The organism is Pseudomonas putida, from assembly GCF_009883635.2.
GTDB classification, from domain to species: domain Bacteria; phylum Pseudomonadota; class Gammaproteobacteria; order Pseudomonadales; family Pseudomonadaceae; genus Aquipseudomonas; species Aquipseudomonas putida_W.
The window spans coordinates 3,183,302-3,210,032 of sequence record NZ_CP026115.2; the positions used below are offsets into that span (position 1 = coordinate 3,183,302).

At 56.8% G+C, this 26,731-nt stretch carries 21 protein-coding genes, 4 tRNA genes and 2 rRNA genes; all 27 read left to right on the plus strand.

The features are described from left to right. Positions 1-53 precede the first annotated feature (53 nt). Positions 54-2,945 (plus strand): 23S ribosomal RNA (locus C2H86_RS14370). 140 nt (positions 2,946-3,085) lie between these two features. Beyond that, a 5S ribosomal RNA gene (gene rrf, locus C2H86_RS14375) occupies positions 3,086-3,201 on the plus strand. A 156-nt stretch (positions 3,202-3,357) separates the two neighbouring features. After that, positions 3,358-4,317 carry a bifunctional biotin--[acetyl-CoA-carboxylase] ligase/biotin operon repressor BirA gene (birA, locus tag C2H86_RS14380; RefSeq protein WP_159408675.1) on the plus strand — a complete coding sequence of 320 codons (960 nt, stop codon included), beginning with the start codon at positions 3,358-3,360 and terminating at the stop codon, positions 4,315-4,317. Then, a complete protein-coding gene (locus C2H86_RS14385; RefSeq protein WP_159408676.1) occupies positions 4,307-5,056 on the plus strand; it encodes a pantothenate kinase in 750 nt (249 codons plus the stop codon). Before birA ends, C2H86_RS14385 begins: the two co-directional genes overlap by 11 nt. A 7-nt stretch (positions 5,057-5,063) precedes the next feature. Further along, a complete protein-coding gene (locus tag C2H86_RS14390) occupies positions 5,064-5,489 on the plus strand; it encodes a hypothetical protein (RefSeq protein WP_159408677.1) in 426 nt (141 codons plus the stop codon). Positions 5,490-5,642: 153 nt separating this feature from the next. After that, positions 5,643-5,726 (plus strand) — tRNA-Tyr (locus C2H86_RS14395). A 24-nt stretch (positions 5,727-5,750) separates the two neighbouring features. Beyond that, positions 5,751-5,824, plus strand: a tRNA-Gly gene (locus C2H86_RS14400). Between the two features lie 29 nt (positions 5,825-5,853). After that, positions 5,854-5,929, plus strand: a tRNA-Thr gene (locus C2H86_RS14405). A gap of 79 nt (positions 5,930-6,008) precedes the next feature. After that, complete coding sequence (tuf, locus tag C2H86_RS14410; RefSeq protein WP_010951775.1) at positions 6,009-7,202, plus strand: elongation factor Tu; 1,194 nt, start codon at positions 6,009-6,011, stop codon at positions 7,200-7,202. A 54-nt stretch (positions 7,203-7,256) separates the two neighbouring features. Continuing rightward, positions 7,257-7,332, plus strand: a tRNA-Trp gene (locus C2H86_RS14415). A 44-nt stretch (positions 7,333-7,376) separates the two neighbouring features. Continuing rightward, positions 7,377-7,745 (plus strand): preprotein translocase subunit SecE, encoded by a 369-nt coding sequence (gene secE / locus C2H86_RS14420; RefSeq protein ID WP_159408678.1) that lies wholly within the window; start codon positions 7,377-7,379, stop codon positions 7,743-7,745. 9 nt (positions 7,746-7,754) lie between these two features. Beyond that, positions 7,755-8,288: a transcription termination/antitermination protein NusG gene (nusG, locus tag C2H86_RS14425; protein WP_003255501.1), complete on the plus strand. Its 534-nt coding sequence runs from the start codon at positions 7,755-7,757 to the stop codon at positions 8,286-8,288. A 119-nt stretch (positions 8,289-8,407) separates the two neighbouring features. Then, entirely contained in the window at positions 8,408-8,839 is a 432-nt protein-coding gene (gene rplK / locus C2H86_RS14430; protein ID WP_159408679.1) for a 50S ribosomal protein L11, read from the plus strand. Next, positions 8,839-9,534, plus strand: a complete 696-nt coding sequence (gene rplA, locus C2H86_RS14435; protein ID WP_027919361.1) for a 50S ribosomal protein L1 — start codon at positions 8,839-8,841, stop codon at positions 9,532-9,534. The genes rplK and rplA overlap by 1 nt, the downstream gene beginning before the upstream one ends. A 198-nt stretch (positions 9,535-9,732) precedes the next feature. Beyond that, complete coding sequence (rplJ, locus tag C2H86_RS14440; protein WP_060513244.1) at positions 9,733-10,233, plus strand: 50S ribosomal protein L10; 501 nt, start codon at positions 9,733-9,735, stop codon at positions 10,231-10,233. Positions 10,234-10,310: 77 nt separating this feature from the next. Then, entirely contained in the window at positions 10,311-10,676 is a 366-nt protein-coding gene (gene rplL, locus C2H86_RS14445; RefSeq protein WP_003255496.1) for a 50S ribosomal protein L7/L12, read from the plus strand. A 219-nt stretch (positions 10,677-10,895) separates the two neighbouring features. Further along, positions 10,896-14,969: a DNA-directed RNA polymerase subunit beta gene (gene rpoB, locus C2H86_RS14450; RefSeq protein ID WP_159408680.1), complete on the plus strand. Its 4,074-nt coding sequence runs from the start codon at positions 10,896-10,898 to the stop codon at positions 14,967-14,969. Positions 14,970-15,033: 64 nt separating this feature from the next. After that, positions 15,034-19,233, plus strand: a complete 4,200-nt coding sequence (gene rpoC / locus C2H86_RS14455; RefSeq protein WP_152959301.1) for a DNA-directed RNA polymerase subunit beta' — start codon at positions 15,034-15,036, stop codon at positions 19,231-19,233. Between the two features lie 211 nt (positions 19,234-19,444). Continuing rightward, positions 19,445-19,816, plus strand: a complete 372-nt coding sequence (gene rpsL / locus C2H86_RS14460; RefSeq protein ID WP_003255492.1) for a 30S ribosomal protein S12 — start codon at positions 19,445-19,447, stop codon at positions 19,814-19,816. A gap of 106 nt (positions 19,817-19,922) precedes the next feature. Continuing rightward, on the plus strand, positions 19,923-20,393 hold the full coding sequence (gene rpsG, locus C2H86_RS14465) for a 30S ribosomal protein S7 (RefSeq protein WP_003246741.1): 471 nt from the start codon (positions 19,923-19,925) through the stop codon (positions 20,391-20,393). Positions 20,394-20,423: 30 nt separating this feature from the next. Next, a complete protein-coding gene (fusA, locus tag C2H86_RS14470; protein WP_159408681.1) occupies positions 20,424-22,571 on the plus strand; it encodes an elongation factor G in 2,148 nt (715 codons plus the stop codon). A gap of 31 nt (positions 22,572-22,602) precedes the next feature. Next, entirely contained in the window at positions 22,603-23,796 is a 1,194-nt protein-coding gene (tuf, locus tag C2H86_RS14475; protein WP_010951775.1) for an elongation factor Tu, read from the plus strand. Positions 23,797-23,937: 141 nt separating this feature from the next. Beyond that, complete coding sequence (gene rpsJ / locus C2H86_RS14480; RefSeq protein WP_003186070.1) at positions 23,938-24,249, plus strand: 30S ribosomal protein S10; 312 nt, start codon at positions 23,938-23,940, stop codon at positions 24,247-24,249. An 80-nt stretch (positions 24,250-24,329) separates the two neighbouring features. Further along, positions 24,330-24,965 (plus strand): 50S ribosomal protein L3, encoded by a 636-nt coding sequence (rplC, locus tag C2H86_RS14485; RefSeq protein ID WP_027917847.1) that lies wholly within the window; start codon positions 24,330-24,332, stop codon positions 24,963-24,965. Positions 24,966-24,977: 12 nt separating this feature from the next. Further along, the gene (gene rplD / locus C2H86_RS14490; protein WP_027917846.1) at positions 24,978-25,580 is read left to right on the plus strand and encodes a 50S ribosomal protein L4; all 603 of its coding nucleotides are present in this window, start codon (positions 24,978-24,980) and stop codon (positions 25,578-25,580) included. Further along, a complete protein-coding gene (rplW, locus tag C2H86_RS14495; RefSeq protein WP_003255484.1) occupies positions 25,577-25,876 on the plus strand; it encodes a 50S ribosomal protein L23 in 300 nt (99 codons plus the stop codon). The genes rplD and rplW overlap by 4 nt, the downstream gene beginning before the upstream one ends. 14 nt (positions 25,877-25,890) lie before the next feature. After that, complete coding sequence (gene rplB / locus C2H86_RS14500; RefSeq protein WP_003255483.1) at positions 25,891-26,715, plus strand: 50S ribosomal protein L2; 825 nt, start codon at positions 25,891-25,893, stop codon at positions 26,713-26,715. Positions 26,716-26,731 lie beyond the last annotated feature (16 nt).

Below are 26,731 nucleotides of genomic sequence, written 5' to 3' on the forward strand. Positions count from 1 at the left end.
AATTTTCGGCGAATGTCGTCTTCACAGTATAACCAGATTGCTTGGGGTTATATGGTCAAGTGAAGAAGCGCATACGGTGGATGCCTTGGCAGTCAGAGGCGATGAAAGACGTGGTAGCCTGCGATAAGCTTTGGGGAGTCGGCAAACAGACTGTGATCCAGAGATCTCTGAATGGGGGAACCCACTCAGCATAAGCTGAGTATCTTGTACTGAATACATAGGTGCAAGAGGCGAACCAGGGGAACTGAAACATCTAAGTACCCTGAGGAAAAGAAATCAACCGAGATTCCCTTAGTAGTGGCGAGCGAACGGGGACCAGCCCTTAAGTTGGTTTGAGATTAGTGGAACGCTCTGGAAAGTGCGGCCATAGTGGGTGATAGCCCCGTACACGAAAATCTCTTGTCAATGAAATCGAGTAGGACGGAGCACGAGAAACTTTGTCTGAACATGGGGGGACCATCCTCCAAGGCTAAATACTACTGACTGACCGATAGTGAACCAGTACCGTGAGGGAAAGGCGAAAAGAACCCCGGAGAGGGGAGTGAAATAGAACCTGAAACCGTATGCGTACAAGCAGTGGGAGCCTACTTTGTTAGGTGACTGCGTACCTTTTGTATAATGGGTCAGCGACTTATATTCAGTGGCGAGCTTAACCGAATAGGGGAGGCGTAGCGAAAGCGAGTCTTAATAGGGCGTTTAGTCGCTGGGTATAGACCCGAAACCGGGCGATCTATCCATGGGCAGGTTGAAGGTTAGGTAACACTGACTGGAGGACCGAACCGACTACCGTTGAAAAGTTAGCGGATGACCTGTGGATCGGAGTGAAAGGCTAATCAAGCTCGGAGATAGCTGGTTCTCCTCGAAAGCTATTTAGGTAGCGCCTCATGTATCACTGTAGGGGGTAGAGCACTGTTTCGGCTAGGGGGTCATCCCGACTTACCAAACCGATGCAAACTCCGAATACCTACAAGTGCCGAGCATGGGAGACACACGGCGGGTGCTAACGTCCGTCGTGAAAAGGGAAACAACCCAGACCGTCAGCTAAGGTCCCAAAGTCATGGTTAAGTGGGAAACGATGTGGGAAGGCTTAGACAGCTAGGAGGTTGGCTTAGAAGCAGCCATCCTTTAAAGAAAGCGTAATAGCTCACTAGTCGAGTCGGCCTGCGCGGAAGATGTAACGGGGCTCAAACCATGCACCGAAGCTACGGGTGTCATCTTTGATGACGCGGTAGAGGAGCGTTCTGTAAGCCTGTGAAGGTGAGTTGAGAAGCTTGCTGGAGGTATCAGAAGTGCGAATGCTGACATGAGTAACGACAATGCGAGTGAAAAACTCGCACGCCGAAAGACCAAGGTTTCCTGCGCAACGTTAATCGACGCAGGGTTAGTCGGTCCCTAAGGCGAGGCTGAAAAGCGTAGTCGATGGAAAACAGGTTAATATTCCTGTACTTCCAGTTATTGCGATGGAGGGACGGAGAAGGCTAGGCCAGCTTGGCGTTGGTTGTCCAAGTTTAAGGTGGTAGGCTGAAATCTTAGGCAAATCCGGGATTTCAAGGCCGAGAGCTGATGACGAGTTGCCATTAGGCGACGAAGTGGTTGATGCCATGCTTCCAAGAAAAGCTCCTAAGCTTCAGATAACTGGGAACCGTACCCCAAACCGACACAGGTGGTTAGGTAGAGAATACCAAGGCGCTTGAGAGAACTCGGGTGAAGGAACTAGGCAAAATGGCACCGTAACTTCGGGAGAAGGTGCGCCGGCGAGGGTGAAGGACTTGCTCCGTAAGCCCATGCCGGTCGAAGATACCAGGCCGCTGCGACTGTTTATTAAAAACACAGCACTCTGCAAACACGAAAGTGGACGTATAGGGTGTGACGCCTGCCCGGTGCCGGAAGGTTAATTGATGGGGTTAGCGCAAGCGAAGCTCTTGATCGAAGCCCCGGTAAACGGCGGCCGTAACTATAACGGTCCTAAGGTAGCGAAATTCCTTGTCGGGTAAGTTCCGACCTGCACGAATGGCGTAACGATGGCGGCGCTGTCTCCACCCGAGACTCAGTGAAATTGAAATCGCTGTGAAGATGCAGTGTATCCGCGGCTAGACGGAAAGACCCCGTGAACCTTTACTATAGCTTTGCACTGGACTTTGAATTTGCTTGTGTAGGATAGGTGGGAGGCTTTGAAGTGGGGACGCCAGTTCTCATGGAGCCATCCTTGAAATACCACCCTGGCAACTTTGAGGTTCTAACTCAGGTCCGTTATCCGGATCGAGGACAGTGTATGGTGGGTAGTTTGACTGGGGCGGTCTCCTCCCAAAGAGTAACGGAGGAGTACGAAGGTGCGCTCAGACCGGTCGGAAATCGGTCGTAGAGTATAAAGGCAAAAGCGCGCTTGACTGCGAGACAAACACGTCGAGCAGGTACGAAAGTAGGTCTTAGTGATCCGGTGGTTCTGTATGGAAGGGCCATCGCTCAACGGATAAAAGGTACTCCGGGGATAACAGGCTGATACCGCCCAAGAGTTCATATCGACGGCGGTGTTTGGCACCTCGATGTCGGCTCATCACATCCTGGGGCTGAAGCCGGTCCCAAGGGTATGGCTGTTCGCCATTTAAAGTGGTACGCGAGCTGGGTTTAGAACGTCGTGAGACAGTTCGGTCCCTATCTGCCGTGGACGTTTGAGATTTGAGAGGGGCTGCTCCTAGTACGAGAGGACCGGAGTGGACGAACCTCTGGTGTTCCGGTTGTCACGCCAGTGGCATTGCCGGGTAGCTATGTTCGGAAGAGATAACCGCTGAAAGCATCTAAGCGGGAAACTTGCCTCAAGATGAGATCTCACTGGGATCTTGAATCCCCTAAAGGGCCGTCGAAGACTACGACGTTGATAGGTTGGGTGTGTAAGCGCTGTGAGGCGTTGAGCTAACCAATACTAATTGCCCGTGAGGCTTGACCATATAACACCCAAGCAATTTGCTAGCGCAGATTGCGGTGGTGAAGACGAAAGAACCGAAGATTCGCTTTTCACAAGAGCAGCACAAATTCACATATCCGAATTCGCTGGGCTGTCCATCTGGACATTCTGGCTACAGAATTTCTTGACGACCATAGAGCATTGGAACCACCTGATCCCATCCCGAACTCAGTAGTGAAACGATGCATCGCCGATGGTAGTGTGGGGTTTCCCCATGTGAGAGTAGGTCATCGTCAAGATTCATTTCGCAAAACCCCTATCTGCGCATGCAGGTAGGGGTTTTGTCTTTTCTGACCGAAATACTCGGTACTTGTGGCGGTTGCCCGCAGCCCTTTTCCTATGCAAGCCAACGACCCCTAGCTATCATGCCAGCCTTATTCCAAGTCGAGACTGGCATGCTGAAGTTGTTGAATCTCCTCAAGGATGGCCGGTTCCATTCCGGAGAAGCCTTGGGGGCAGCCCTCGGGGTAAGTCGCAGCGCCGTTTGGAAGCAGCTGCAACACCTGGAAAGTGAGCTGAACCTCACCATTTATAAAGTTCGTGGGCGTGGCTACCAGTTGGCCGCGCCGCTGAGCTTGCTCGATACGCAAGCGATCGCAGAGCTCACCGAAGGTGAGCGCTGGCCCGTTTTCATCCATGAAACCATTGATTCGACCAATGCCGAAGGCTTGCGCCTGGTTGGCGAGGGGAAATCAGCACCATTCCTGGTCCTGGCCGAGCGCCAGAGTGCTGGCCGTGGTCGACGTGGCCGCATGTGGATAAGTCCATTTGCAGAAAACCTCTACTACAGCCTGGTTCTGCGCGTTGATGGCGGCATGCGTCAGCTAGAGGGTCTCAGCCTGGTGGTCGGGTTGGCCGTGATGCGCACGCTGCAGGCATTTGGCGTAAAGGACGTGGGGTTGAAATGGCCCAACGATGTCCTGGTTCGTGGGCAGAAGATCACCGGTATTCTCCTGGAACTTGTGGGCGACCCTGCAGACGTCTGTCATGTCGTGCTCGGCATTGGCATCAATGTGAACATGCAGGCCAATGAGCAGGTCGATCAGCAGTGGACCTCGATGCGGCGTGAAGTCGGTGTGACAATCGATCGCAACCGGCTGGTGGCCAAGCTCAGTCAGCAGTTGCAACATGAATTGGCCCGTCATCGGCGCTACGGTTTTGCTGCGTTCCAGGAAGAGTGGGAGCAGGCGCATCTGTGGCAGGGGCGTAATGTCTCTCTCATCGCAGGTACCACGCGTATCGATGGTATCGTGCTGGGCGTGGACGGGCAGGGCGGATTGCGCCTTGAGGTCGACGGTGTGGAAAAGAGCTTCAGTGGTGGTGAGCTCAGTTTGAGGTTGCGTGATGATTCTTGAGCTCGATTGCGGTAACAGCTTCATCAAGTGGCGTGTCATTCACTCTGCCGACGCCACCATTGTAGGGGGTGGTATTGTCGATTCGGATCAGGCACTGGTAGGCGAGGTCGCGGCGCTCCCGTCATTGCGCCTGACAGGCTGTCGAATTGTCAGTGTGCGCAGCGAGGATGAAACCGCTGCCCTCTGTGCGTTGATCGCCAAGGCTTTTGCTGTCGTTGCCCGTGTTGCCGAGCCCGCACAAGAAATGGCAGGTGTGCGCAACGGTTATGTCGACTACCAGCGCCTCGGCATGGATCGCTGGCTGGCGGCATTGGGTGCGTTCCATCTCGCCAAGGGCGCATGCCTGGTCATTGACCTGGGCACCGCGGCCAAGGCGGATTTTGTCTCGGCCGAGGGTGAGCACCTGGGTGGCTATATCTGCCCAGGCATGCCGCTGATGCGTAGCCAGCTGCGCACGCATACCCGCCGTATTCGCTATGACGACGCTTCGGCTGAGCGCGCCTTGAGCAGCCTAGCGCCAGGGCGCTCCACTGTAGAAGCGGTAGAGCGCGGTTGTGTATTGATGCTGCAGGGTTTTGCCCGCACTCAGCTCGAGCAGGCTCAGGCCTTGTGGGGCGAGGACTTCACGGTGTTCCTGACGGGAGGGGATGCGCCGCTGGTGCGCGAGGCGGTGCCACAGGCCAGGGTTGTCCCTGACCTGGTATTTGTCGGCCTGGCCATGGCCTGTCCACTGGACTGAGGTGCTTATGCGTTGGTTGTTTCTGCTGTTGCTGGTGCTCAACGTCTTCTATTACGTCTGGCACCAACAGGAAGCCCCGCTGAAGGCGAAGGACGTCGCGCCGTTGTCGTTATACAAAGGTAATCAGCAAGAGATTCGCCTACTCAAGGAGACCGGGGCGTCTGCACCGCCCCGACGCCGAGATGAATGCCTGGTAGTAGGAGGCCTGGTTGCTCGCGATCAGCTCGATGCGCTGCGACAACGCCTGCTGAGCCTGGATATCAATGCTGCGCCGGTGTCTGGGCAGCTGCCTGGAGCCGAAGGTTTCTGGCTCAAGATTTCCCCGGAAAGCGAGCGTTTGTTGGATCAAACCGTCCTCGAGACTCTTTCCAACGATTTCAAAGACTTAAAACGTAAAATTATTTTCTGCCAGGGTATTGCAACTGGCGAATAGCTTGATAGAATGGCGCCCGCTTCACAGGGAACACCACTTAGGTGGCAGAACTGGAAGCGAGTGTCAAAACAGCTAAGCTTCAGATTTGATTGAAAAAATTTGAAAAAAAGCTTGACACTAGGACGGCAGACACATAGAATGCCGGCCACATCTGGAGGGATTCCCGAGCGGTCAAAGGGGACGGACTGTAAATCCGTTGCGAGAGCTTCGAAGGTTCGAATCCTTCTCCCTCCACCAGTTTTAGCGAGAGCCGCAAGCTCCGCGGGTATAGTTTAGTGGTAGAACCTCAGCCTTCCAAGCTGATGATGCGGGTTCGATTCCCGCTACCCGCTCCAAGTTTGCTGGATTTTGCGCAAAGTGTTTCGCTCTTGTAGCTCAGTTGGTAGAGCACACCCTTGGTAAGGGTGAGGTCAGCGGTTCAAATCCGCTCAAGAGCTCCATATAAACAAGGCAGATATGAAAATATCTGCCTTTGTTTTATCAGCGTAAGACTATTTTCTTCTGCGGAGGATTGTATCGATGGCTAAGGAAAAGTTTGATCGTTCCCTTCCCCACGTTAACGTCGGCACTATCGGCCACGTTGACCACGGTAAGACCACTCTGACCGCAGCTCTGACTCGCGTCTGCTCCGAAGTTTTCGGTTCGGCCGTCGTTGAGTTCGACAAAATCGACTCGGCTCCAGAAGAAAAAGCGCGCGGTATCACCATCAACACCGCTCACGTCGAGTACAACTCGAACATTCGTCACTACGCTCACGTTGACTGCCCAGGTCACGCTGACTACGTGAAGAACATGATCACCGGTGCTGCCCAGATGGACGGCGCGATCCTGGTTTGCTCGGCCGCCGATGGTCCGATGCCACAAACCCGTGAGCACATCCTGCTGTCCCGTCAGGTTGGCGTTCCGTACATCGTGGTCTTCCTGAACAAGGCTGACCTGGTAGACGACGCTGAGCTGCTGGAACTGGTCGAGATGGAAGTTCGCGACCTGCTGTCCACCTACGACTTCCCAGGCGACGACACCCCGATCATCATCGGTTCGGCTCGTATGGCGCTGGAAGGCAAAGACGACAACGAAATGGGTACTACCGCTGTCAAGAAGCTGGTAGAAACTCTGGATGCCTACATCCCTGAGCCAGTTCGTGCCATCGACCAGCCATTCCTGATGCCGATCGAAGACGTATTCTCGATCTCGGGTCGTGGTACCGTTGTTACCGGCCGTATCGAGCGTGGTATCGTCCGCGTTCAGGATCCGCTGGAAATCGTTGGTCTGCGTGACACCACCACCACCACCTGCACCGGTGTTGAGATGTTCCGCAAGCTGCTGGACGAAGGTCGTGCTGGCGAGAACTGCGGCGTTCTGCTGCGTGGTACCAAGCGTGACGACGTTGAGCGTGGCCAGGTTCTGGTCAAGCCAGGTTCGGTCAAGCCGCACACCAAGTTCACCGCAGAAGTCTACGTTCTGTCGAAGGAAGAAGGCGGTCGTCACACTCCGTTCTTCAAAGGCTACCGTCCTCAGTTCTACTTCCGTACCACTGACGTGACCGGTAACTGCGAACTGCCGGAAGGCGTTGAAATGGTAATGCCAGGTGACAACATTCAGATGACTGTTACCCTGATCAAGACCATCGCAATGGAAGACGGTCTGCGCTTCGCTATCCGTGAAGGCGGTCGTACCGTCGGCGCCGGCGTCGTAGCAAAAATTATTGAATAAGTAGTTGATTTTCCTAATCAGGCCGGTATAATGGCCGGCCTGATACAGCGTTACAGGTCAGTAGCTCAATTGGCAGAGCGACGGTCTCCAAAACCGTAGGTTGGGGGTTCGATTCCCTCCTGACCTGCCATTTCACCTCGGTGTGATGGCTTTCTTCTTACAGGATCCTCCTCGATGACCCCCAAAACTGAAGCCCAAGAATCGCGTTTTGATCTGTTCAAGTGGCTGGCTGTAGTGGCTTTGGTGGTTGTTGGTGTTGTGGGTAATCAATATTACTCCGCGTCTCCGATCCTGTACCGCGTTCTTGCACTTCTCGCCCTGGCTGCTGTCGCAGGCTTTGTAGCTCTGCAGACTGCGAAGGGTAAGTCGTTCTTTACGCTGGCGAAGGAAGCTCGTACCGAGATCCGTAAAGTCGTGTGGCCGACCCGCCAGGAAACCACCCAGACCACGCTGATTGTCGTGGCTGTCGTGCTGGTTATGGCACTGCTGCTGTGGGGTCTTGATTCCCTGCTCGGCTGGGCGGTCTCCCTGATCGTTGGCTAAAGGTGTCCCGTGGCTAAGCGTTGGTATGTTGTGCATGCTTACTCGGGTTACGAGAAGCATGTAATGCGCTCCCTGATCGAGCGCGTGAAGCTGGCTGGCATGGAAGACGGCTTCGGCGAGATCCTGGTCCCGACCGAAGAAGTCGTTGAAATGCGCAACGGCCAGAAGCGCAAGAGTGAGCGCAAATTCTTCCCTGGCTATGTACTGGTCCAGATGGAGATGAACGAAGGGACTTGGCACTTGGTCAAGGACACCCCTCGTGTGATGGGCTTTATCGGTGGTACTGCAGACAAGCCTGCGCCGATTACCGATAAAGAAGCTGAGGCTATCCTGCGTCGCGTTGCCGACGGTAGTGACAAGCCGAAGCCGAAGACACTGTTCGAGCCAGGTGAAGTGGTTCGTGTCATTGATGGTCCGTTCGCTGACTTCAATGGTAGTGTCGAAGAGGTTAACTACGAGAAGAGCCGCCTGCAGGTTGCAGTGCTCATTTTCGGTCGCTCTACTCCGGTGGAGCTCGAGTTCAGCCAGGTCGAAAAGGTCTAGGCGGACGAAGCATCCCATACCCCGCAGCCCTGTGTGCTGCGGGGTTTTGTCGTCACTGGGATAAAACGCAAGTCATCCGGGGAGCCAATAGGCGTTCGTACCCGATTTTGGAGTAGCTCATGGCTAAGAAGATTCAGGCTTACATCAAGCTGCAAGTTAAGGCCGGCCAGGCCAACCCAAGCCCACCCGTCGGTCCAGCTCTGGGCCAACACGGTGTGAACATCATGGAGTTCTGCAAGGCCTTCAACGCCCGTACTCAGGGTCAAGAAGCCGGCCTGCCGACTCCAGTGATCATCACTGTCTACAGCGACCGTAGCTTCACCTTCGAGACCAAGAGCACCCCTGCCTCGGTTCTGCTGAAGAAAGCTGCTGGCCTGTCCAGTGGTTCGGCTCGCCCGAACACCGTTAAAGTCGGTACCGTTACCCGTGCTCAGCTGGAAGATATCGCCAAGGCTAAACAGGCTGATCTGACCGCCGCTGACCTGGACGCAGCTGTACGCACCATCGCTGGCTCTGCCCGCAGCATGGGCCTGAACGTGGAGGGTGTGTAATGGCTAAGCTGACCAAGCGCCAAAAGGCAATCGCCGAGAAAATCGAAGCAGGCAAGGCCTACAACTTCGAAGAAGCTGCAACCCTGCTCGCTTCGCTGCCGGCTGCCAAATTCGTAGAATCCTACGACATCGCCGTTAACCTCGGTGTTGACCCGCGTAAATCCGACCAGGTCGTTCGTAGCGCTACCGTGCTGCCACACGGCACTGGCAAGACCGTACGCGTTGCTGTCTTCACCCAGGGTCCAGCTGCTGAAGCCGCTCTGGCTGCCGGCGCTGACCGTGTAGGTATGGACGATCTGGCTGCCGAAATGAAAGGCGGCGACCTGAACTATGACGTCGTCATCGCATCGCCTGATGCCATGCGCGTTGTAGGTCAGCTGGGTCAGGTTCTGGGTCCTCGCGGCCTGATGCCTAACCCGAAAGTTGGTACCGTGACTCCAGACGTAGCCGGCGCAGTCAAAAACGCCAAGGCTGGTCAGGTTCGCTACCGTACCGACAAAAACGGTATCATCCACACCTCCGTTGGCAAAATCGGCTTCGAAGCTGACAAGCTGAAGGAAAACGTTGAAGCCCTGATCGCTGACCTGAAGCGTATCAAGCCGGCCTCTTCGAAAGGTATCTACGTCAAGCGCGTTACCCTGAGCACCACCATGGGCCCAGGTCTGATCATCGATCAAAGCTCGCTGAACGTGTAAGAACTTGGTGGCGCGACGTGTCGCGCCACCTGCAAAAATTGGGGTCCCTGCCTGGCGGGGGCTATCCAAGACCGTAGGCGGCGCAAGCCTTAAAACACCAGCCCACGCAGATGGTGCTCCCGATTCGTTTACCGAATCAGACACCAAAACGACATCCGGCTTCGGCCAGATGAAACGGTAAAAACCAGGAGTAAACCCGTGGCAATTAAACTCGAAGACAAGAAGGCCATCGTCGCTGAAGTCAACGAGGCTGCCAAAGTCGCTCTGTCCGCTGTCGTGGCCGATGCCCGTGGTGTGACTGTAAGCGCAATGACCGGACTCCGTAAAGAGGCCCGCGAAGCTGGCGTATACGTACGTGTCGTACGTAACACCCTGCTCAAGCGCGCTGTTGAAGGCACCGAATTCTCGATCCTCAACGACGCGTTCAAAGGCCCGACCCTGATTGCCTTCTCCAACGAACACCCGGGCGCTGCTGCTCGTCTGTTCAAAGAGTTCGCCAAGGGTCAGGACAAGTTCGAGATCAAGGCAGCCGCATTTGACGGCAATCTGATTGCAGCGAACCAGATCGACGTGTTGGCTTCCCTGCCGACCCGCGACGAAGCTATTGCACGACTGATGAGCGTTATTCAAGGCGCCACCAGCAAGCTGGCTCGTACTCTGGCAGCCATTCGCGACCAGAAAGAAGCTACCGCTGCCTAAGGCACGCGAATTCTTTCAAAATCATACGTTTAATTTGATGGCTGCGTAGGCTGTCACCCCAATACAGGATTTAAGTCATGTCTCTGACTAACGAACAAATCATCGAAGCAATCGGCCAGAAAACCGTTCTGGAAGTTGTTGAGCTGATCAAAGCAATGGAAGAAACCTTCGGCGTTACCGCTGCTGTTGCCGCTGCTGGCCCAGCTGCTGCTGCTGCCGTTGTTGAAGAGCAGACCGAGTTCAACGTTGTTCTGGTTGAAGCCGGCGACAAGAAAGTGAACGTGATCAAAGCCGTTCGCGAACTGACCGGTCTGGGCCTGAAAGAAGCCAAAGAGAAAGTCGACGGCGCTCCTCAGGTTGTAGCTGAAGGCGTTTCGAAAGAAGCCGCTGAAGACGCTAAGAAGAAGCTGGAAGAAGCAGGCGCTAAAGTCGAGCTGAAGTAATTTCGACTTTGCGATGCCAGCCTGAGCGTTGAGCGAAGGGCTGATGGCTGGTGGCTTATGCCACCGGCCTTTTTCCGTTATTGGTGGTCGGTCATGCCGGCCCCGATAACACGCTGCAAGACACCCATGTGGGTGCGCAAACCAAGGGGTTTGCACGATTTTCTGGCTGCTCCCGCCGGGAGAAGCCAAACAAGCAGGTGACCAAGCTGGGGAACGCTGATGGCTTACTCATACACTGAGAAAAAACGTATCCGCAAGGACTTTAGCAAGTTGCCGGACGTCATGGATGTGCCATATCTTCTGGCCATCCAGCTGGATTCGTATCGCGAATTCCTGCAAGCGGGAGCATCCAAGGATCAGTTCCGTGACGTCGGCCTGCACGCGGCCTTCAAGTCGGTATTCCCGATCATCAGCTACTCCGGCAATGCTGCCCTGGAGTACGTAGGCTACCGCCTGGGCGATCCCGCCTTCGATGTGAAGGAATGTGTCCTGCGTGGCGTGACCTTCGCGGTCCCACTGCGGGTCAAGGTGCGCCTGATCATCTTCGACAAGGAATCGTCGAACAAAGCGATCAAGGACATCAAAGAGCAAGAAGTCTACATGGGTGAAATCCCCCTGATGACTGAGAACGGTACCTTCGTTATCAACGGTACCGAACGAGTAATCGTTTCCCAGCTGCACCGTTCGCCTGGTGTGTTCTTCGACCACGACCGTGGCAAGACGCACAGCTCCGGCAAGCTGCTGTACTCCGCTCGCATCATCCCTTACCGCGGTTCGTGGCTGGACTTCGAGTTCGATCCGAAAGACTGCGTGTTCGTGCGTATCGACCGTCGCCGCAAACTGCCGGCTTCGGTACTGCTGCGCGCGCTGGGTTACAGCACGGAAGAAGTACTCAACACCTTCTACACCACCAACGTATTCCACATTTCCGGCGAAAAACTCAGCCTGGAACTGGTACCTCAGCGTCTGCGTGGTGAAGTCGCGGTCATGGACATCCATGACGACAGCGGCAAGGTCATTGTCGAGCAGGGCCGCCGTATTACCGCGCGCCACGTCAATCAGCTCGAGAAGGCCGGTGTCAACCAGCTGGACGTGCCGATGGAATACGTCCTGGGTCGCACCACCGCCAAAGCCATCGTTCACCCGGCCACCGGCGAGATCCTGGCTGAGTGCAACACCGAGCTGACCACCGAGCTGCTGATCAAGATCGCCAAGGCTCAGGTTGTCCGCATCGAGACCCTGTACACCAACGACATCGACTGCGGTCCGTTCATCTCGGATACCCTCAAGATCGACACCACCAGCAACCAGCTGGAAGCTCTGGTCGAGATCTACCGCATGATGCGTCCAGGCGAGCCGCCGACCAAGGATGCTGCCGAGACCCTGTTCAACAACCTGTTCTTCAGCGCCGAGCGTTACGACCTGTCCGCCGTTGGCCGTATGAAGTTCAACCGTCGTATCGGTCGTACCGAGATCGAAGGTTCGGGCGTGCTGAGCAAGGAAGATATCGTCGAGGTTCTGAAGACCCTGGTCGACATCCGTAACGGTAAAGGCATCGTCGACGACATCGACCACCTGGGTAACCGTCGCGTTCGTTGCGTCGGCGAGATGGCCGAGAACCAGTTCCGCGTTGGCCTGGTACGTGTTGAGCGTGCGGTCAAGGAACGTCTGTCGATGGCCGAAAGCGAAGGCCTGATGCCGCAAGACCTGATCAACGCCAAGCCGGTAGCGGCGGCGGTGAAGGAGTTCTTCGGTTCCAGCCAGCTCTCGCAGTTCATGGACCAGAACAACCCGCTCTCCGAGATCACCCACAAGCGCCGTGTTTCCGCACTCGGCCCTGGCGGTCTGACCCGTGAGCGTGCTGGCTTCGAAGTCCGTGACGTACACCCGACCCACTACGGCCGCGTGTGCCCGATCGAGACCCCTGAAGGTCCGAACATCGGTCTGATCAACTCCCTGGCAGCCTATGCCCGCACCAACCAGTACGGCTTCCTGGAAAGCCCGTACCGCGTGGTGAAGGAAGGCGTTGTCAGCGACGACATCGTGTTCCTGTCCGCGATCGAAGAAGCCGATCACGTCATCGCCCAGGCTTCGGCCGCGATGAACGAGAAAAAGCAGCTGATCGATGAGCTGGTAGCGGTTCGTCACCTGAACGAATTCACCGTCAAGGCGCCGGAAGACGTCACCCTGATGGACGTTTCGCCGAAGCAGGTTGTTTCCGTTGCTGCGTCGCTGATTCCGTTCCTCGAGCACGACGACGCCAACCGTGCGTTGATGGGTTCGAACATGCAGCGTCAGGCTGTACCAACCCTGCGTGCCGACAAGCCGCTGGTAGGTACCGGCATGGAGCGCAACGTTGCCCGTGACTCCGGTGTCTGCGTGGTAGCACGCCGCGGTGGTGTGATCGACTCGGTCGACGCCAGCCGTATCGTCGTTCGCGTCAATGACGACGAAGTCGAGACCGGCGAAGCAGGTGTAGATATCTACAACCTGACCAAGTACACCCGTTCGAACCAGAACACCTGCATCAACCAGCGTCCGCTGGTGAGCAAAGGTGACAAGGTTCAGCGCAGCGACATCATGGCTGACGGCCCGTCCACCGACATGGGTGAACTGGCACTGGGTCAGAACATGCGCATCGCGTTCATGGCGTGGAACGGCTTCAACTTCGAAGACTCCATCTGCCTGTCCGAGCGTGTGGTTCAGGAAGACCGCTTCACCACCATCCACATTCAGGAACTGACCTGTGTGGCGCGTGACACCAAGCTTGGCCCAGAGGAAATCACTGCAGACATCCCGAACGTGGGTGAAGCTGCTCTGAACAAGCTGGACGAAGCCGGTATCGTCTACGTAGGTGCTGAAGTCGGCGCTGGCGACATCCTGGTCGGCAAGGTCACGCCAAAAGGCGAAACCCAGCTGACTCCGGAAGAAAAACTGCTGCGTGCGATCTTCGGTGAGAAGGCTAGCGACGTTAAAGACACCTCCCTGCGCGTGCCGACTGGCACCAAGGGTACCGTCATCGACGTACAGGTCTTCACCCGTGATGGCGTTGAGCGCGACAGCCGCGCCCTGTCCATCGAGAAGATGCAGCTGGACGAGATCCGCAAGGACCTCAACGAAGAGTTCCGCATCGTCGAAGGTGCAACCTTCGAGCGTCTGCGTGCTGCCCTGAACGGCCAGGTGGTCGACGGTGGCGCGGGCCTGAAGAAAGGCACCGTGATCACTGACGAAGTGCTGGACGGTCTGGAGCACGGCCAGTGGTTCAAACTGCGCATGGCCGAAGATGCACTGAACGAGCAGCTGGAAAAGGCTCAGCAGTACATCGTCGATCGTCGCCGTCTGCTGGACGACAAGTTCGAAGACAAGAAGCGCAAGCTGCAGCAGGGCGATGACCTGGCTCCAGGCGTACTGAAGATCGTCAAGGTCTACCTGGCAATCCGCCGTCGCATCCAGCCGGGTGACAAGATGGCCGGTCGTCACGGTAACAAGGGTGTCGTCTCGGTGATCATGCCGGTAGAAGACATGCCGCATGACGCCAACGGTACTCCGGTCGACGTCGTACTGAACCCGCTGGGCGTACCTTCGCGTATGAACGTCGGTCAGATCCTTGAAACCCACCTGGGCCTCGCGGCCAAAGGTCTGGGCGAGAAGATCGACCGCATGATCGAAGAGCAGCGTAAAGCCGCTGAACTGCGCACCTTCCTCACCGAGATCTACAACGAGATCGGTGGTCGTCAGGAGAACCTTGAAGAGTTCACCGACGAAGAGATCATCGCCCTGGCGAACAACCTGAAGAAAGGCGTGCCTATGGCCACCCCAGTCTTCGACGGTGCCAAGGAGCGTGAGATCAAGGCCATGCTGAAACTGGCAGACCTGCCAGAAAGTGGCCAGATGGTGCTGTTCGACGGCCGTACCGGCAACAAGTTCGAGCGTCCTGTGACCGTTGGTTACATGTACATGCTCAAGCTGAACCACTTGGTGGACGACAAGATGCACGCGCGTTCCACTGGTTCCTACAGCCTGGTTACCCAGCAGCCGCTGGGTGGTAAGGCGCAGTTCGGTGGTCAGCGTTTCGGGGAGATGGAAGTGTGGGCGCTGGAAGCATACGGCGCGGCATACACCCTGCAAGAAATGCTCACAGTGAAGTCGGACGACGTGAACGGCCGTACCAAGATGTACAAGAACATCGTGGATGGCGATCACCGTATGGAGCCGGGCATGCCCGAGTCCTTCAACGTGTTGATCAAAGAGATCCGTTCGCTCGGTATCGATATCGATCTGGAAACCGAATAACACGTGACGCGAAGGGGAGTGGGGCAGGTAATGCCCGCTCCCTGCTCCGCCAGGAGGAAAGGCCTTGAAAGACCTACTGAATTTGCTGAAAAACCAGGGTCAAGTCGAAGAGTTCGACGCCATCCGCATCGGTCTGGCGTCGCCTGAAATGATCCGTTCGTGGTCGTTCGGTGAAGTTAAGAAGCCGGAAACCATCAACTACCGTACGTTCAAGCCTGAGCGTGACGGCCTGTTCTGCGCCAAGATCTTTGGCCCAGTCAAGGACTACGAGTGCCTGTGCGGCAAGTACAAGCGCCTCAAGCACCGCGGCGTGATCTGCGAGAAGTGCGGCGTTGAAGTTGCCCTGGCCAAGGTTCGTCGTGAGCGCATGGCGCACATCGAACTGGCCTCGCCGGTTGCCCACATCTGGTTCCTGAAGTCGCTGCCGTCCCGTATCGGCCTGCTGATGGACATGACCCTGCGTGACATCGAGCGCGTGCTCTACTTCGAGAGCTACGTCGTGATCGATCCGGGCATGACCACCCTCGAGAAGGGTCAGCTGCTGAACGACGAGCAGTACTTCGAAGCGCTGGAAGAGTTCGGTGACGACTTCGACGCCCGCATGGGTGCCGAGGCTGTCCGCGAGCTGCTGCACGCGATCGACCTGGAGCACGAGATTGGCCGCCTGCGCGAAGAGATTCCGCAGACCAACTCGGAAACCAAGATCAAGAAGCTGTCCAAGCGCCTGAAGCTGATGGAAGCTTTCCAGGGCTCGGGCAACCTGCCTGAGTGGATGGTCCTGACCGTCCTGCCAGTGCTGCCGCCGGACCTGCGTCCGCTTGTGCCGCTGGATGGCGGCCGCTTCGCGACCTCCGACCTGAACGACCTGTATCGTCGGGTGATCAACCGTAACAACCGTCTGAAGCGCCTGCTCGATCTGTCGGCGCCGGACATCATCGTGCGCAACGAAAAGCGCATGCTGCAGGAAGCGGTCGACGCCCTGCTGGACAACGGCCGTCGCGGTCGCGCCATCACTGGCTCGAACAAGCGTCCGCTGAAGTCCCTGGCCGACATGATCAAAGGTAAGCAAGGTCGCTTCCGTCAGAACTTGCTCGGTAAGCGCGTGGACTACTCCGGCCGTTCGGTAATTACCGTAGGCCCGACCCTGCGTCTGCACCAGTGCGGTCTGCCTAAGAAGATGGCCCTCGAGCTGTTCAAGCCGTTCATTTTCGGCAAGCTGGAAATGCGTGGTCTGGCGACCACCATCAAGGCTGCCAAGAAGATGGTCGAGCGCGAGCTGCCAGAGGTGTGGGACGTGCTCGCCGAGGTGATCCGCGAACACCCCGTGCTGCTTAACCGTGCACCGACCCTGCACCGTCTGGGTATCCAGGCATTTGAGCCGGTTCTGATCGAAGGTAAGGCTATCCAGCTGCACCCGCTGGTCTGTGCCGCGTACAACGCCGACTTCGACGGTGACCAGATGGCCGTTCACGTGCCGCTGACGCTGGAAGCCCAGCTCGAAGCGCGCGCGCTGATGATGTCGACCAACAACATCCTGTCGCCAGCCAACGGTGAGCCAATCATCGTTCCGTCGCAGGACGTTGTACTGGGTCTGTACTACATGACCCGTGAAGCCATCAACGCCAAGGGTGAAGGTCGCGTATTCGCCGACCTGCAGGAAGTCGACCGCGTGTTCCGCGCCGGCGAAGCTGCCCTGCACGCGAAAATCAAGGTTCGTATCAACGAAACCGTGAAAGACCGCGATGGCAGCATCACCAAGAACACCCGCATCGTCGACACCACCGTCGGCCGTGCGCTGCTGTTCCAGGTTGTTCCGGCAGGCCTGCCGTACGACGTGGTCAACCAGCCGATGAAGAAGAAGGCGATCTCCAAGCTGATCAACCAGTGCTACCGCGTGGTTGGTTTGAAAGAGACCGTTATCTTCGCTGACCAGCTGATGTACACCGGTTTCGCTTACTCGACCATTTCCGGCGTTTCCATCGGTGTTAACGACTTCGTTATCCCGGACGAGAAGGCCCGCATCATCGGTAACGCTACCGACGAAGTGAAGGAAATCGAGAGCCAGTACGCCTCCGGCCTGGTAACCCAGGGCGAGAAGTACAACAAGGTCATCGACTTGTGGTCGAAGGCGAACGACGAAGTGTCCAAGGCGATGATGGCCAACCTCTCGAAAGAGAAGGTCATCGACCGCGAAGGTAACGAAGTCGACCAAGAGTCCTTCAACTCGATGTACATGATGGCTGACTCGGGTGCGCGGGGTTCCGCAGCCCAGATCCGTCAGCTGGCCGGTATGCGTGGCCTGATGGCCAAGCCGGATGGCTCGATCATCGAGACGCCGATCACCGCGAACTTCCGTGAAGGTCTGAGCGTACTCCAGTACTTCATCTCGACCCACGGTGCTCGTAAGGGTCTGGCGGATACCGCACTGAAGACTGCGAACTCCGGTTACCTGACTCGTCGTCTGGTAGACGTTGCACAAGACTTGGTCGTGACCGAGATCGACTGCGGCACCGACCAGGGCCTGCTGATGACCCCGCACATCGAAGGCGGCGACGTTGTAGAGCCGCTGGGTGAGCGTGTACTGGGTCGTGTCATCGCCCGTGACGTGTTCAAGCCAGGCACCGAGGACGTCATCGTTCCGGCCGGTACCCTGGTCGACGAACAGTGGGTCGAGTTCATCGAGCTGAACAGCATCGACGAAGTGATCGTGCGTTCGCCGATCAACTGCGAAACCCGCTTCGGTATCTGCGCCAAGTGCTACGGTCGTGACCTGGCTCGTGGTCACCAGGTGAACATTGGTGAAGCTGTCGGCGTTATCGCTGCACAGTCGATCGGTGAGCCGGGTACCCAGCTGACCATGCGTACGTTCCACATCGGTGGTGCTGCAAGCCGTACCTCGGCTGCCGACAGCGTCCAGGTGAAGAACGGCGGTATGGTTCGCCTGCACAACCTGAAACAGGTTGAGCGTGCCGACGGTAACCTGGTTGCCGTATCGCGTTCCGGCGAGCTGGCCATTGCCGACGAATTCGGTCGCGAGCGTGAGCGCTACAAGCTGCCTTACGGTGCGGTGATTTCGGTCAAGGAAGGTGACAAGGTCGAAGCTGGCGCAATCGTCGCCAAGTGGGACCCGCACACCCACCCGATCGTTACCGAACTGAAAGGTACCGTGACCTTCGTGGGCATGGAAGAAAACATCACCATCAAGCGTCAGACCGATGAACTGACCGGCTTGACCAACATTGAAGTACTGGACGTCAAGGATCGCCCTGCCGCAGGCAAGGAAATCCGTCCGGCAATCAAGATGGTCGACGCCGCTGGCAAGGACCTGTACCTGCCAGGTACCGACGTACCTGCCCAGTACTTCCTGCCAGCTAACGCCTTGGTAGGTGTAGCTGACGGTGCCCAGATCGGTGTTGGTGACGTTATCGCGCGTATCCCGCAAGAAACGTCGAAGACCCGTGACATCACCGGTGGTCTGCCACGCGTTGCCGACCTGTTCGAAGCGCGCCGTCCGAAAGAAGCCTCGATTCTGGCTGAAGTCAGCGGCACCATCGCGTTCGGTAAAGAGACCAAGGGCAAGCGTCGTCTGGTCATTACTCCGACCGACGGCAGCGATCCGTACGAAGAGCTGATTCCGAAGTGGCGCCACCTGAACGTCTTCGAAGGCGAACAGGTAAACCGCGGCGAAGTTATCTCCGACGGCCCGAGCGATCCGCACGACATCCTGCGTCTGCTGGGTGTGAGCGCGCTGGCGAAGTACATCGTCAACGAGATCCAGGACGTTTACCGTCTGCAAGGCGTTAAGATCAACGACAAGCACATCGAGACCATCCTGCGTCAGATGCTGCGCAAGGTCGAGATCGCCGAGTCGGGTGACTCCAGCTTCATCAAGGGCGACCAGATGGAGCTGACCCAGGTGCTGATGGAAAACGAGCGCCTGGCAGGGGAAGACAAGTTCATCTCCAAGTTCACCCGCGTGCTGCTGGGTATCACCAAGGCGTCGCTGTCGACCGAGTCGTTCATCTCCGCGGCTTCCTTCCAGGAAACCACCCGCGTACTGACCGAAGCGGCGGTAACCGGCAAGCGCGACTACCTGCGCGGCCTGAAAGAGAACGTGGTCGTGGGTCGTCTGATCCCGGCCGGTACTGGTCTGGCCTACCACAGCGAGCGCAAGCGTCGCCGTGATGCCGACAAACCGCTGCGTGTGAGCGCCAGTGAGGTGGAAGCCGCACTGACCGAAGCGCTGAACTCCAGCGGCAACTAAGTACAGGGCAGGGCCCCGGCAACCCTCGAACGGTCATCGGTGACATGAAATGTTGCCGATGATCGGGCGAGGAGGGCCGGGGCCTCGTCTTGACTGGGTGCAAGATCCTCCGTAGACTTTTGTACCCTTAAATTTGGTGAGGCTCCGTCTCGCCAATTTTTGGCTTTCTTGCAAGACAATAGAGTCGCAAGACAATCAGTGGAGCTAGTAGATGGCAACTATCAACCAGCTGGTACGTCAGCCGCGCAAGCGTTCGGTCGAGAAGTCCGACGTTCCTGCGCTGCAGAACTGCCCGCAGCGTCGTGGCGTGTGCACCCGCGTGTACACCACCACGCCGAAAAAACCTAACTCGGCACTGCGTAAAGTATGCCGTGTGCGTCTGACCAACGGTTTCGAGGTTTCCTCGTACATCGGCGGTGAAGGCCACAACCTGCAAGAGCACAGCGTCGTCCTGATCCGTGGCGGCCGTGTAAAAGACTTGCCAGGTGTTCGTTACCACACCGTTCGCGGCTCTCTGGATACTTCGGGCGTTAAAGGCCGTAACCAGGGTCGTTCGAAGTACGGTACCAAGCGTCCGAAGTAATCGGCCGTTTGCAGACTTCCATTTTTTTGAGTCGATAAGAGTAAGGTCGGGCAGGGGTCGAAGACCCACGTCCCGGGCTAACCTGAAGACCGTTTGAGGGCTTATCATGCCAAGACGTCGTGTAGCAGCAAAACGTGAGATCCTTGACGATCCGAAGTACGGATCCCAGATCCTCGCCAAGTTCATGAACCACGTGATGGAAAGCGGCAAGAAGGCCGTAGCCGAGCGCATCGTTTACGGTGCCCTGGATACCGTCAAAGCACGCAAGAACAGCGACCCCCTGGAAATCTTCGAGAAAGCTCTCGACGCCATCGCTCCGCTGGTCGAAGTTAAGTCCCGCCGTGTAGGCGGTGCCACTTACCAGGTTCCGGTTGAAGTTCGTCCATCCCGTCGTAACGCTCTGGCAATGCGCTGGCTCGTAGACTACGCCCGCAAGCGCGGCGAGAAGTCGATGGCTCTGCGCCTGGCCGGCGAACTGCTGGATGCTGCCGAAGGCAAAGGTGCTGCAGTCAAGAAGCGTGAAGACGTGCACCGTATGGCTGAAGCCAACAAAGCGTTCTCGCACTACCGCTTCTAATTCAAGCATCAATCATTTTGCGAGGGCTTTATGGCTCGTACTACAGCAATTAACCGCTACCGTAACATCGGTATCTGTGCCCACGTTGACGCGGGCAAGACCACCACTACCGAGCGGATCCTGTTCTACACAGGTCTGAGCCACAAGATGGGCGAGGTGCATGACGGCGCCGCGACCACCGACTGGATGGTGCAGGAGCAGGAGCGCGGTATCACCATTACCTCCGCTGCCGTTACCACCTTCTGGAAAGGTTCCCGTGGTCAGTACGACAACTACCGCGTAAACGTCATCGATACCCCCGGCCACGTTGACTTCACCATTGAAGTAGAGCGTTCGCTGCGTGTACTCGACGGCGCGGTCGTTGTGTTCTGCGGTACTTCCGGCGTTGAGCCACAGTCCGAAACCGTATGGCGTCAGGCCAACAAGTACGGCGTTCCACGTGTTGTCTACGTGAACAAGATGGACCGTGCTGGTGCCAACTTCCTGCGCGTTATCGGTCAGATCAAGAACCGTCTGGGTCACACCCCGGTTCCGGTCCAGCTGGCTATCGGTGCGGAAGACGACTTCCAGGGTCAGGTTGACCTGATCAAGATGAAAGCCATCTACTGGAACGACGACGACAAAGGTACTACCTACCGCGAGGAAGAGATTCCTGCTGAGCTGGTGGACCTGGCCAACGAATGGCGCAGCAACATGGTCGAGGCTGCTGCCGAGGCCAACGAAGAGCTGATGAACAAGTACCTTGAAGAAGGTGACCTGTCCGTCGAAGACATCAAGGCTGGTCTGCGCGCCCGTACCCTGGCGAGCGAGATCGTTCCTGCTGTCTGCGGTTCTTCGTTCAAGAACAAGGGCGTTCCCCTGGTTCTCGACGCCGTTATTGATTTCCTGCCTGCGCCAACCGAGATCCCTGCGATCAAGGGTATCCACCCTGATCTGATCGACGTGCCGAAGGATGAAGTCACTGCAGAGCAGTACGACGAGCGTCCTGCTGACGACAACGAGCCGTTCTCGGCCCTGGCGTTCAAGATTGCCACCGACCCGTTCGTGGGTACTCTGACCTTCGTTCGCGTCTACTCGGGCTTCCTGACCTCCGGTGACTCCGTCATCAACTCGGTCAAGGGCAAGAAAGAGCGCGTTGGTCGTATGGTGCAGATGCACGCCAACCAGCGTGAAGAGATCAAGGAAGTACGTGCAGGCGACATCGCTGCTCTGATCGGCATGAAGGACGTCACCACCGGTGACACCCTGTGCAACGCCGACAAGCCGATCATCCTTGAGCGTATGGACTTCCCTGAGCCGGTGATTTCGCTCTCCGTAGAGCCGAAGACCAAGGCTGACCAGGAGAAGATGGGTATCGCACTGGGCAAGCTGGCCCAGGAAGACCCGTCGTTCCGCGTCAAGACCGACGAAGAAACCGGCCAGACCATCATCTCCGGTATGGGTGAGCTGCACCTGGACATCCTCGTTGACCGCATGAAGCGCGAGTTCAACGTCGAGTGCAACGTCGGCAAGCCGCAGGTTTCGTACCGCGAGAAGATCACCAAGTCCAACGTCGAAATCGAAGGTAAGTTCGTTCGTCAGTCGGGTGGTCGTGGTCAGTTCGGTCACTGCTGGATCCGTTTCTCGGAGCCAGACGTCGACGAGAAGGGCAACATCACCGAAGGTCTGGTGTTCACCAACGAAGTCGTTGGTGGTGTGATTCCTAAGGAATTCATCGCCCCGATCCAGAAGGGTATCGAAGAGCAGATGAAGAACGGCGTTGTTGCCGGCTATCCGCTGCTCGGCCTGAAGGCTACGGTATTCGACGGTTCGTACCACGACGTCGACTCCAACGAAATGGCGTTCAAGATCGCTGCTTCGATGGCGACCAAGCAACTGGCCCAGAAGGGCGGTGGCGTGGTGCTTGAGCCGATCATGAAGGTCGAAGTTGTAACCCCGGAAGATTACCTGGGTGACGTGATGGGTGACCTGAGCCGTCGTCGTGGGATGATCCAGGGTAACGAAGACTCGGTGTCCGGCAAGGTAATCACTGCTGAGGTACCGCTGGGAGAGATGTTCGGTTACGCAACCGACGTTCGTTCCATGTCTCAGGGTCGCGCAAGCTACTCCATGGAATTCTCGAAATACGCTGAAGCTCCGTCGAACATCGTCGAAGCTCTCATTAAAAAACAAGGCTGATTCAGCCCCTTTAGGCTAGGAGTTCACTGTCGTGGCTAAAGAAAAATTTGATCGTTCCCTTCCCCACGTTAACGTCGGCACTATCGGCCACGTTGACCACGGTAAGACCACTCTGACCGCAGCTCTGACTCGCGTCTGCTCCGAAGTTTTCGGTTCGGCCGTCGTTGAGTTCGACAAGATCGACTCGGCTCCAGAAGAAAAAGCGCGCGGTATCACCATCAACACCGCTCACGTCGAGTACAACTCGAACATTCGTCACTACGCTCACGTTGACTGCCCAGGTCACGCTGACTACGTGAAGAACATGATCACCGGTGCTGCCCAGATGGACGGCGCGATCCTGGTTTGCTCGGCCGCCGATGGTCCGATGCCACAAACCCGTGAGCACATCCTGCTGTCCCGTCAGGTTGGCGTTCCGTACATCGTGGTCTTCCTGAACAAGGCTGACCTGGTAGACGACGCTGAGCTGCTGGAACTGGTCGAGATGGAAGTTCGCGACCTGCTGTCCACCTACGACTTCCCAGGCGACGACACCCCGATCATCATCGGTTCGGCTCGTATGGCGCTGGAAGGCAAAGACGACAACGAAATGGGTACTACCGCTGTCAAGAAGCTGGTAGAAACTCTGGATGCCTACATCCCTGAGCCAGTTCGTGCCATCGACCAGCCATTCCTGATGCCGATCGAAGACGTATTCTCGATCTCGGGTCGTGGTACCGTTGTTACCGGCCGTATCGAGCGTGGTATCGTCCGCGTTCAGGATCCGCTGGAAATCGTTGGTCTGCGTGACACCACCACCACCACCTGCACCGGTGTTGAGATGTTCCGCAAGCTGCTGGACGAAGGTCGTGCTGGCGAGAACTGCGGCGTTCTGCTGCGTGGTACCAAGCGTGACGACGTTGAGCGTGGCCAGGTTCTGGTCAAGCCAGGTTCGGTCAAGCCGCACACCAAGTTCACCGCAGAAGTCTACGTTCTGTCGAAGGAAGAAGGCGGCCGTCACACTCCGTTCTTCAAAGGCTACCGTCCTCAGTTCTACTTCCGTACCACTGACGTGACCGGTAACTGCGAACTGCCGGAAGGCGTTGAAATGGTAATGCCAGGTGACAACATTCAGATGACTGTTACCCTGATCAAGACCATCGCAATGGAAGACGGTCTGCGCTTCGCTATCCGTGAAGGCGGTCGTACCGTCGGCGCCGGCGTCGTAGCCAAAATCATCGAGTAATCACTCGACCGATTGAAAAAACCCCCGCTCAGCGGGGGTTTTTTTTATTGGGTTGACACTAAATTGGGGCGTCTATAGAATCACGCCTCCTTTTAGCGGGCGTAGTGCGTCCGTTGGGAACAGCCTGGAGTCTGAAATCCAATGCAAAATCAGCAAATCCGTATCAGGTTGAAGGCTTTCGACCATCGCCTGATCGACCAATCCACCCAGGAAATCGTGGAAACCGCGAAACGTACTGGTGCACAAGTGCGTGGTCCAATTCCACTGCCTACCCGCAAAGAGCGTTTCACCGTTCTGGTCTCCCCGCACGTCAACAAAGACGCGCGTGACCAGTACGAGATTCGCACTCATAAGCGTGTTCTGGACATCGTCCAGCCAACGGATAAAACCGTTGACGCGCTGATGAAGCTTGATCTGGCGGCAGGTGTGGAAGTACAGATCAGCCTCGGCTAAGACTTCGGTCTAGTCGTGTAACGCTCTGAAATGGGCGGCCATAGCGGGTGAAAGCCCCGTACACTCATGAGGTTTACAACATGACTATTGGTGTAATCGGTCGCAAGTGCGGTATGACCCGCATTTTCACCGAAGAAGGTGTCTCCATTCCGGTCACGGTCATTGAGATCGAGCCGAATCGTGTCACCCAGTTCAAAACTGAAGAAACCGATGGCTACCGTGCAGTGCAAGTCACTGTCGGCGAGCGTCGTGCTTCGCGTGTGACTGCCGCTCAGGCAGGTCACTTCGCCAAGGCCAACGTTGCCGCTGGTCGCGGTGTCTGGGAGTTCCGTCTTGAAGAAGGCGAGTTCCAGGCTGGCGACTCGATCAAAGCTGAACTCTTCACTGCAGGCCAGCTGGTTGACGTTACTGGTCAGTCCAAAGGTAAAGGCTTCGCCGGTACCATCAAGCGCTGGAACTTCCGTGGCCAGGACAACACCCACGGTAACTCCGTGTCGCACCGTGTCCCAGGTTCCATCGGCCAGTGCCAGACTCCTGGTCGTGTGTTCAAGGGCAAGAAAATGTCCGGTCACATGGGCGCCGAGCGCGTGACTGTTCAGTCCCTGGAAGTAGTTCGCGTAGACGCTGAGCGCAACCTGCTGCTCGTCAAGGGTGCCGTTCCTGGCGCTACTGGCGGCGACGTGGTTGTACGTCCAGCTGTCAAGGCTCGCGGTTAAGGGGATACTGACATGCAACTTAATGTAAATGACGCTCAGGCGATCGAAGTTTCCGAACTGGCTTTCGGTGGCGAATTCAACGAGACGCTGGTACACCAAGCAGTCGTGGCCTACATGGCCGGCGGCCGTCAGGGCACCAAGCAGCAGAAGACCCGTTCCGACGTGGCTGGTGGCGGTAAGCGCCCATGGCGTCAGAAGGGTACTGGCCGTGCTCGTGCTGGTACCACCCGTGGTCCGATCTGGCGTGGCGGTGGTGTAACCTTCGCAGCTCGTCCTCAAGATCACTCGCAGAAGCTCAACAAGAAGATGTATCGCGCAGCCCTGCGCTCCATCCTCGCTGAGCTGGTGCGTAGCGACCGTCTGGTCGTGGTTCAGGACTTCGCTGTTGAAGCGCCGAAAACCAAAGATCTGCTGAACAAGCTGAACGGCATGGGTCTGAACGACGTACTGATCGTTTCCGACGCTGTTGATCAGAACCTGTACCTGGCTGCTCGCAACCTGCCGCACGTCGACGTACGTGACGTTCAAGGTTCCGACCCGGTCAGTCTGATCGCATACGAGAAGGTGTTGATCACCGTCTCGGCCGTGAAGAAATTCGAGGAGCTGCTGGGATGAACCAGGAACGCGTATTTAAAGTCCTCCTTGGCCCGCACGTTTCCGAGAAGGCTACCGTTCTGGCTGAGAAAAAAGGCCAGTTCGTATTCAAGGTTGCTACCGATGCAACCAAGCTGGAAATCAAGAAAGCTGTCGAAGGCCTGTTCAACGTAAAAGTTGAAAACGTGTCGACTGTTAACGTTCTGGGTAAAACCAAGCGTACCGCACGTGGTCTGGGCAAGCGTAATGACTGGAAGAAGGCGATCGTCTCCCTTCAGCCAGGCCAAGATCTCGATTTCAGCAGCAGTGCTGAGTAAGGAAGGGGTGCATCATGGCAATCGTTAAATGCAAACCGACTTCCCCTGGCCGCCGTTTCGTGGTCAAGGTGGTCAACAAGGAGCTGCACAAAGGCGCTCCTCACGCACCGCTGATCGAGAAAAAATCGAAGTCTGGTGGTCGTAACAACAATGGCCGCATTACCACTCGTCACGTTGGTGGTGGTCATAAGCAGCATTACCGTCTGGTCGACTTCCGTCGCAACGACAAAGATGGCATCCCAGCCACTGTCGAGCGTATCGAATACGATCCAAACCGTACTGCTCACATCGCCCTGCTGTGCTACGCAGACGGTGAGCGTCGCTACATCATCGCCCCTAAAGGCGTGAGCGCTGGCGACCAGCTGATCGCAGGTGCCCTGGCCCCAATCAAGGCCGGTAACTCCCTGCAGCTGCGCAACATCCCAGTAGGTAGCACCATTCACGGCATCGAACTGAAGCCGGGTAAAGGTGCTCAGATCGCACGTTCCGCTGGTGCTTCGGCTCAGCTGATCGCCCGCGAAGGTGTCTACGTGACCCTGCGTCTGCGCTCTGGTGAAATGCGTAAAGTCCTGGCTGAGTGCCGTGCGACCCTGGGCGAAGTCTCGAACTCCGAGCACAGCCTGCGTTCGCTGGGTAAAGCTGGTGCCAAACGCTGGCGCGGCGTTCGCCCAACCGTTCGTGGTGTTGCCATGAACCCGGTTGACCACCCACATGGTGGTGGTGAAGGTCGTACCTCCGGTGGTCGTCATCCGGTATCGCCATGGGGCTTCCCAACCAAGGGTGCGAAGACCCGCGGTAATAAGCGTACCGACAACATGATCGTCCGTCGTCGCAAGTAACTAGAGGGATACGACA

What these genes read in the sequence shown, in the direction of transcription:
- birA (WP_159408675.1), top strand. Translation starts at nt 3,358, where the DNA reads ATGCTGAAGTTGTTGAATCTCCTCAAGGATGGCCGGTTCCATTCCGGA.
- C2H86_RS14385 (WP_159408676.1), top strand. Translation starts at nt 4,307, where the DNA reads ATGATTCTTGAGCTCGATTGCGGTAACAGCTTCATCAAGTGGCGTGTC.
- C2H86_RS14390 (WP_159408677.1), top strand. Translation starts at nt 5,064, where the DNA reads ATGCGTTGGTTGTTTCTGCTGTTGCTGGTGCTCAACGTCTTCTATTAC.
- tuf (WP_010951775.1), top strand. Translation starts at nt 6,009, where the DNA reads ATGGCTAAGGAAAAGTTTGATCGTTCCCTTCCCCACGTTAACGTCGGC.
- secE (WP_159408678.1), top strand. Translation starts at nt 7,377, where the DNA reads ATGACCCCCAAAACTGAAGCCCAAGAATCGCGTTTTGATCTGTTCAAG.
- rplK (WP_159408679.1), top strand. Translation starts at nt 8,408, where the DNA reads ATGGCTAAGAAGATTCAGGCTTACATCAAGCTGCAAGTTAAGGCCGGC.
- rplA (WP_027919361.1), top strand. Translation starts at nt 8,839, where the DNA reads ATGGCTAAGCTGACCAAGCGCCAAAAGGCAATCGCCGAGAAAATCGAA.
- rplL (WP_003255496.1), top strand. Translation starts at nt 10,311, where the DNA reads ATGTCTCTGACTAACGAACAAATCATCGAAGCAATCGGCCAGAAAACC.
- rpoB (WP_159408680.1), top strand. Translation starts at nt 10,896, where the DNA reads ATGGCTTACTCATACACTGAGAAAAAACGTATCCGCAAGGACTTTAGC.
- rpsL (WP_003255492.1), top strand. Translation starts at nt 19,445, where the DNA reads ATGGCAACTATCAACCAGCTGGTACGTCAGCCGCGCAAGCGTTCGGTC.
- rpsG (WP_003246741.1), top strand. Translation starts at nt 19,923, where the DNA reads ATGCCAAGACGTCGTGTAGCAGCAAAACGTGAGATCCTTGACGATCCG.
- fusA (WP_159408681.1), top strand. Translation starts at nt 20,424, where the DNA reads ATGGCTCGTACTACAGCAATTAACCGCTACCGTAACATCGGTATCTGT.
- rpsJ (WP_003186070.1), top strand. Translation starts at nt 23,938, where the DNA reads ATGCAAAATCAGCAAATCCGTATCAGGTTGAAGGCTTTCGACCATCGC.
- rplC (WP_027917847.1), top strand. Translation starts at nt 24,330, where the DNA reads ATGACTATTGGTGTAATCGGTCGCAAGTGCGGTATGACCCGCATTTTC.
- rplD (WP_027917846.1), top strand. Translation starts at nt 24,978, where the DNA reads ATGCAACTTAATGTAAATGACGCTCAGGCGATCGAAGTTTCCGAACTG.
- rplW (WP_003255484.1), top strand. Translation starts at nt 25,577, where the DNA reads ATGAACCAGGAACGCGTATTTAAAGTCCTCCTTGGCCCGCACGTTTCC.
- rplB (WP_003255483.1), top strand. Translation starts at nt 25,891, where the DNA reads ATGGCAATCGTTAAATGCAAACCGACTTCCCCTGGCCGCCGTTTCGTG.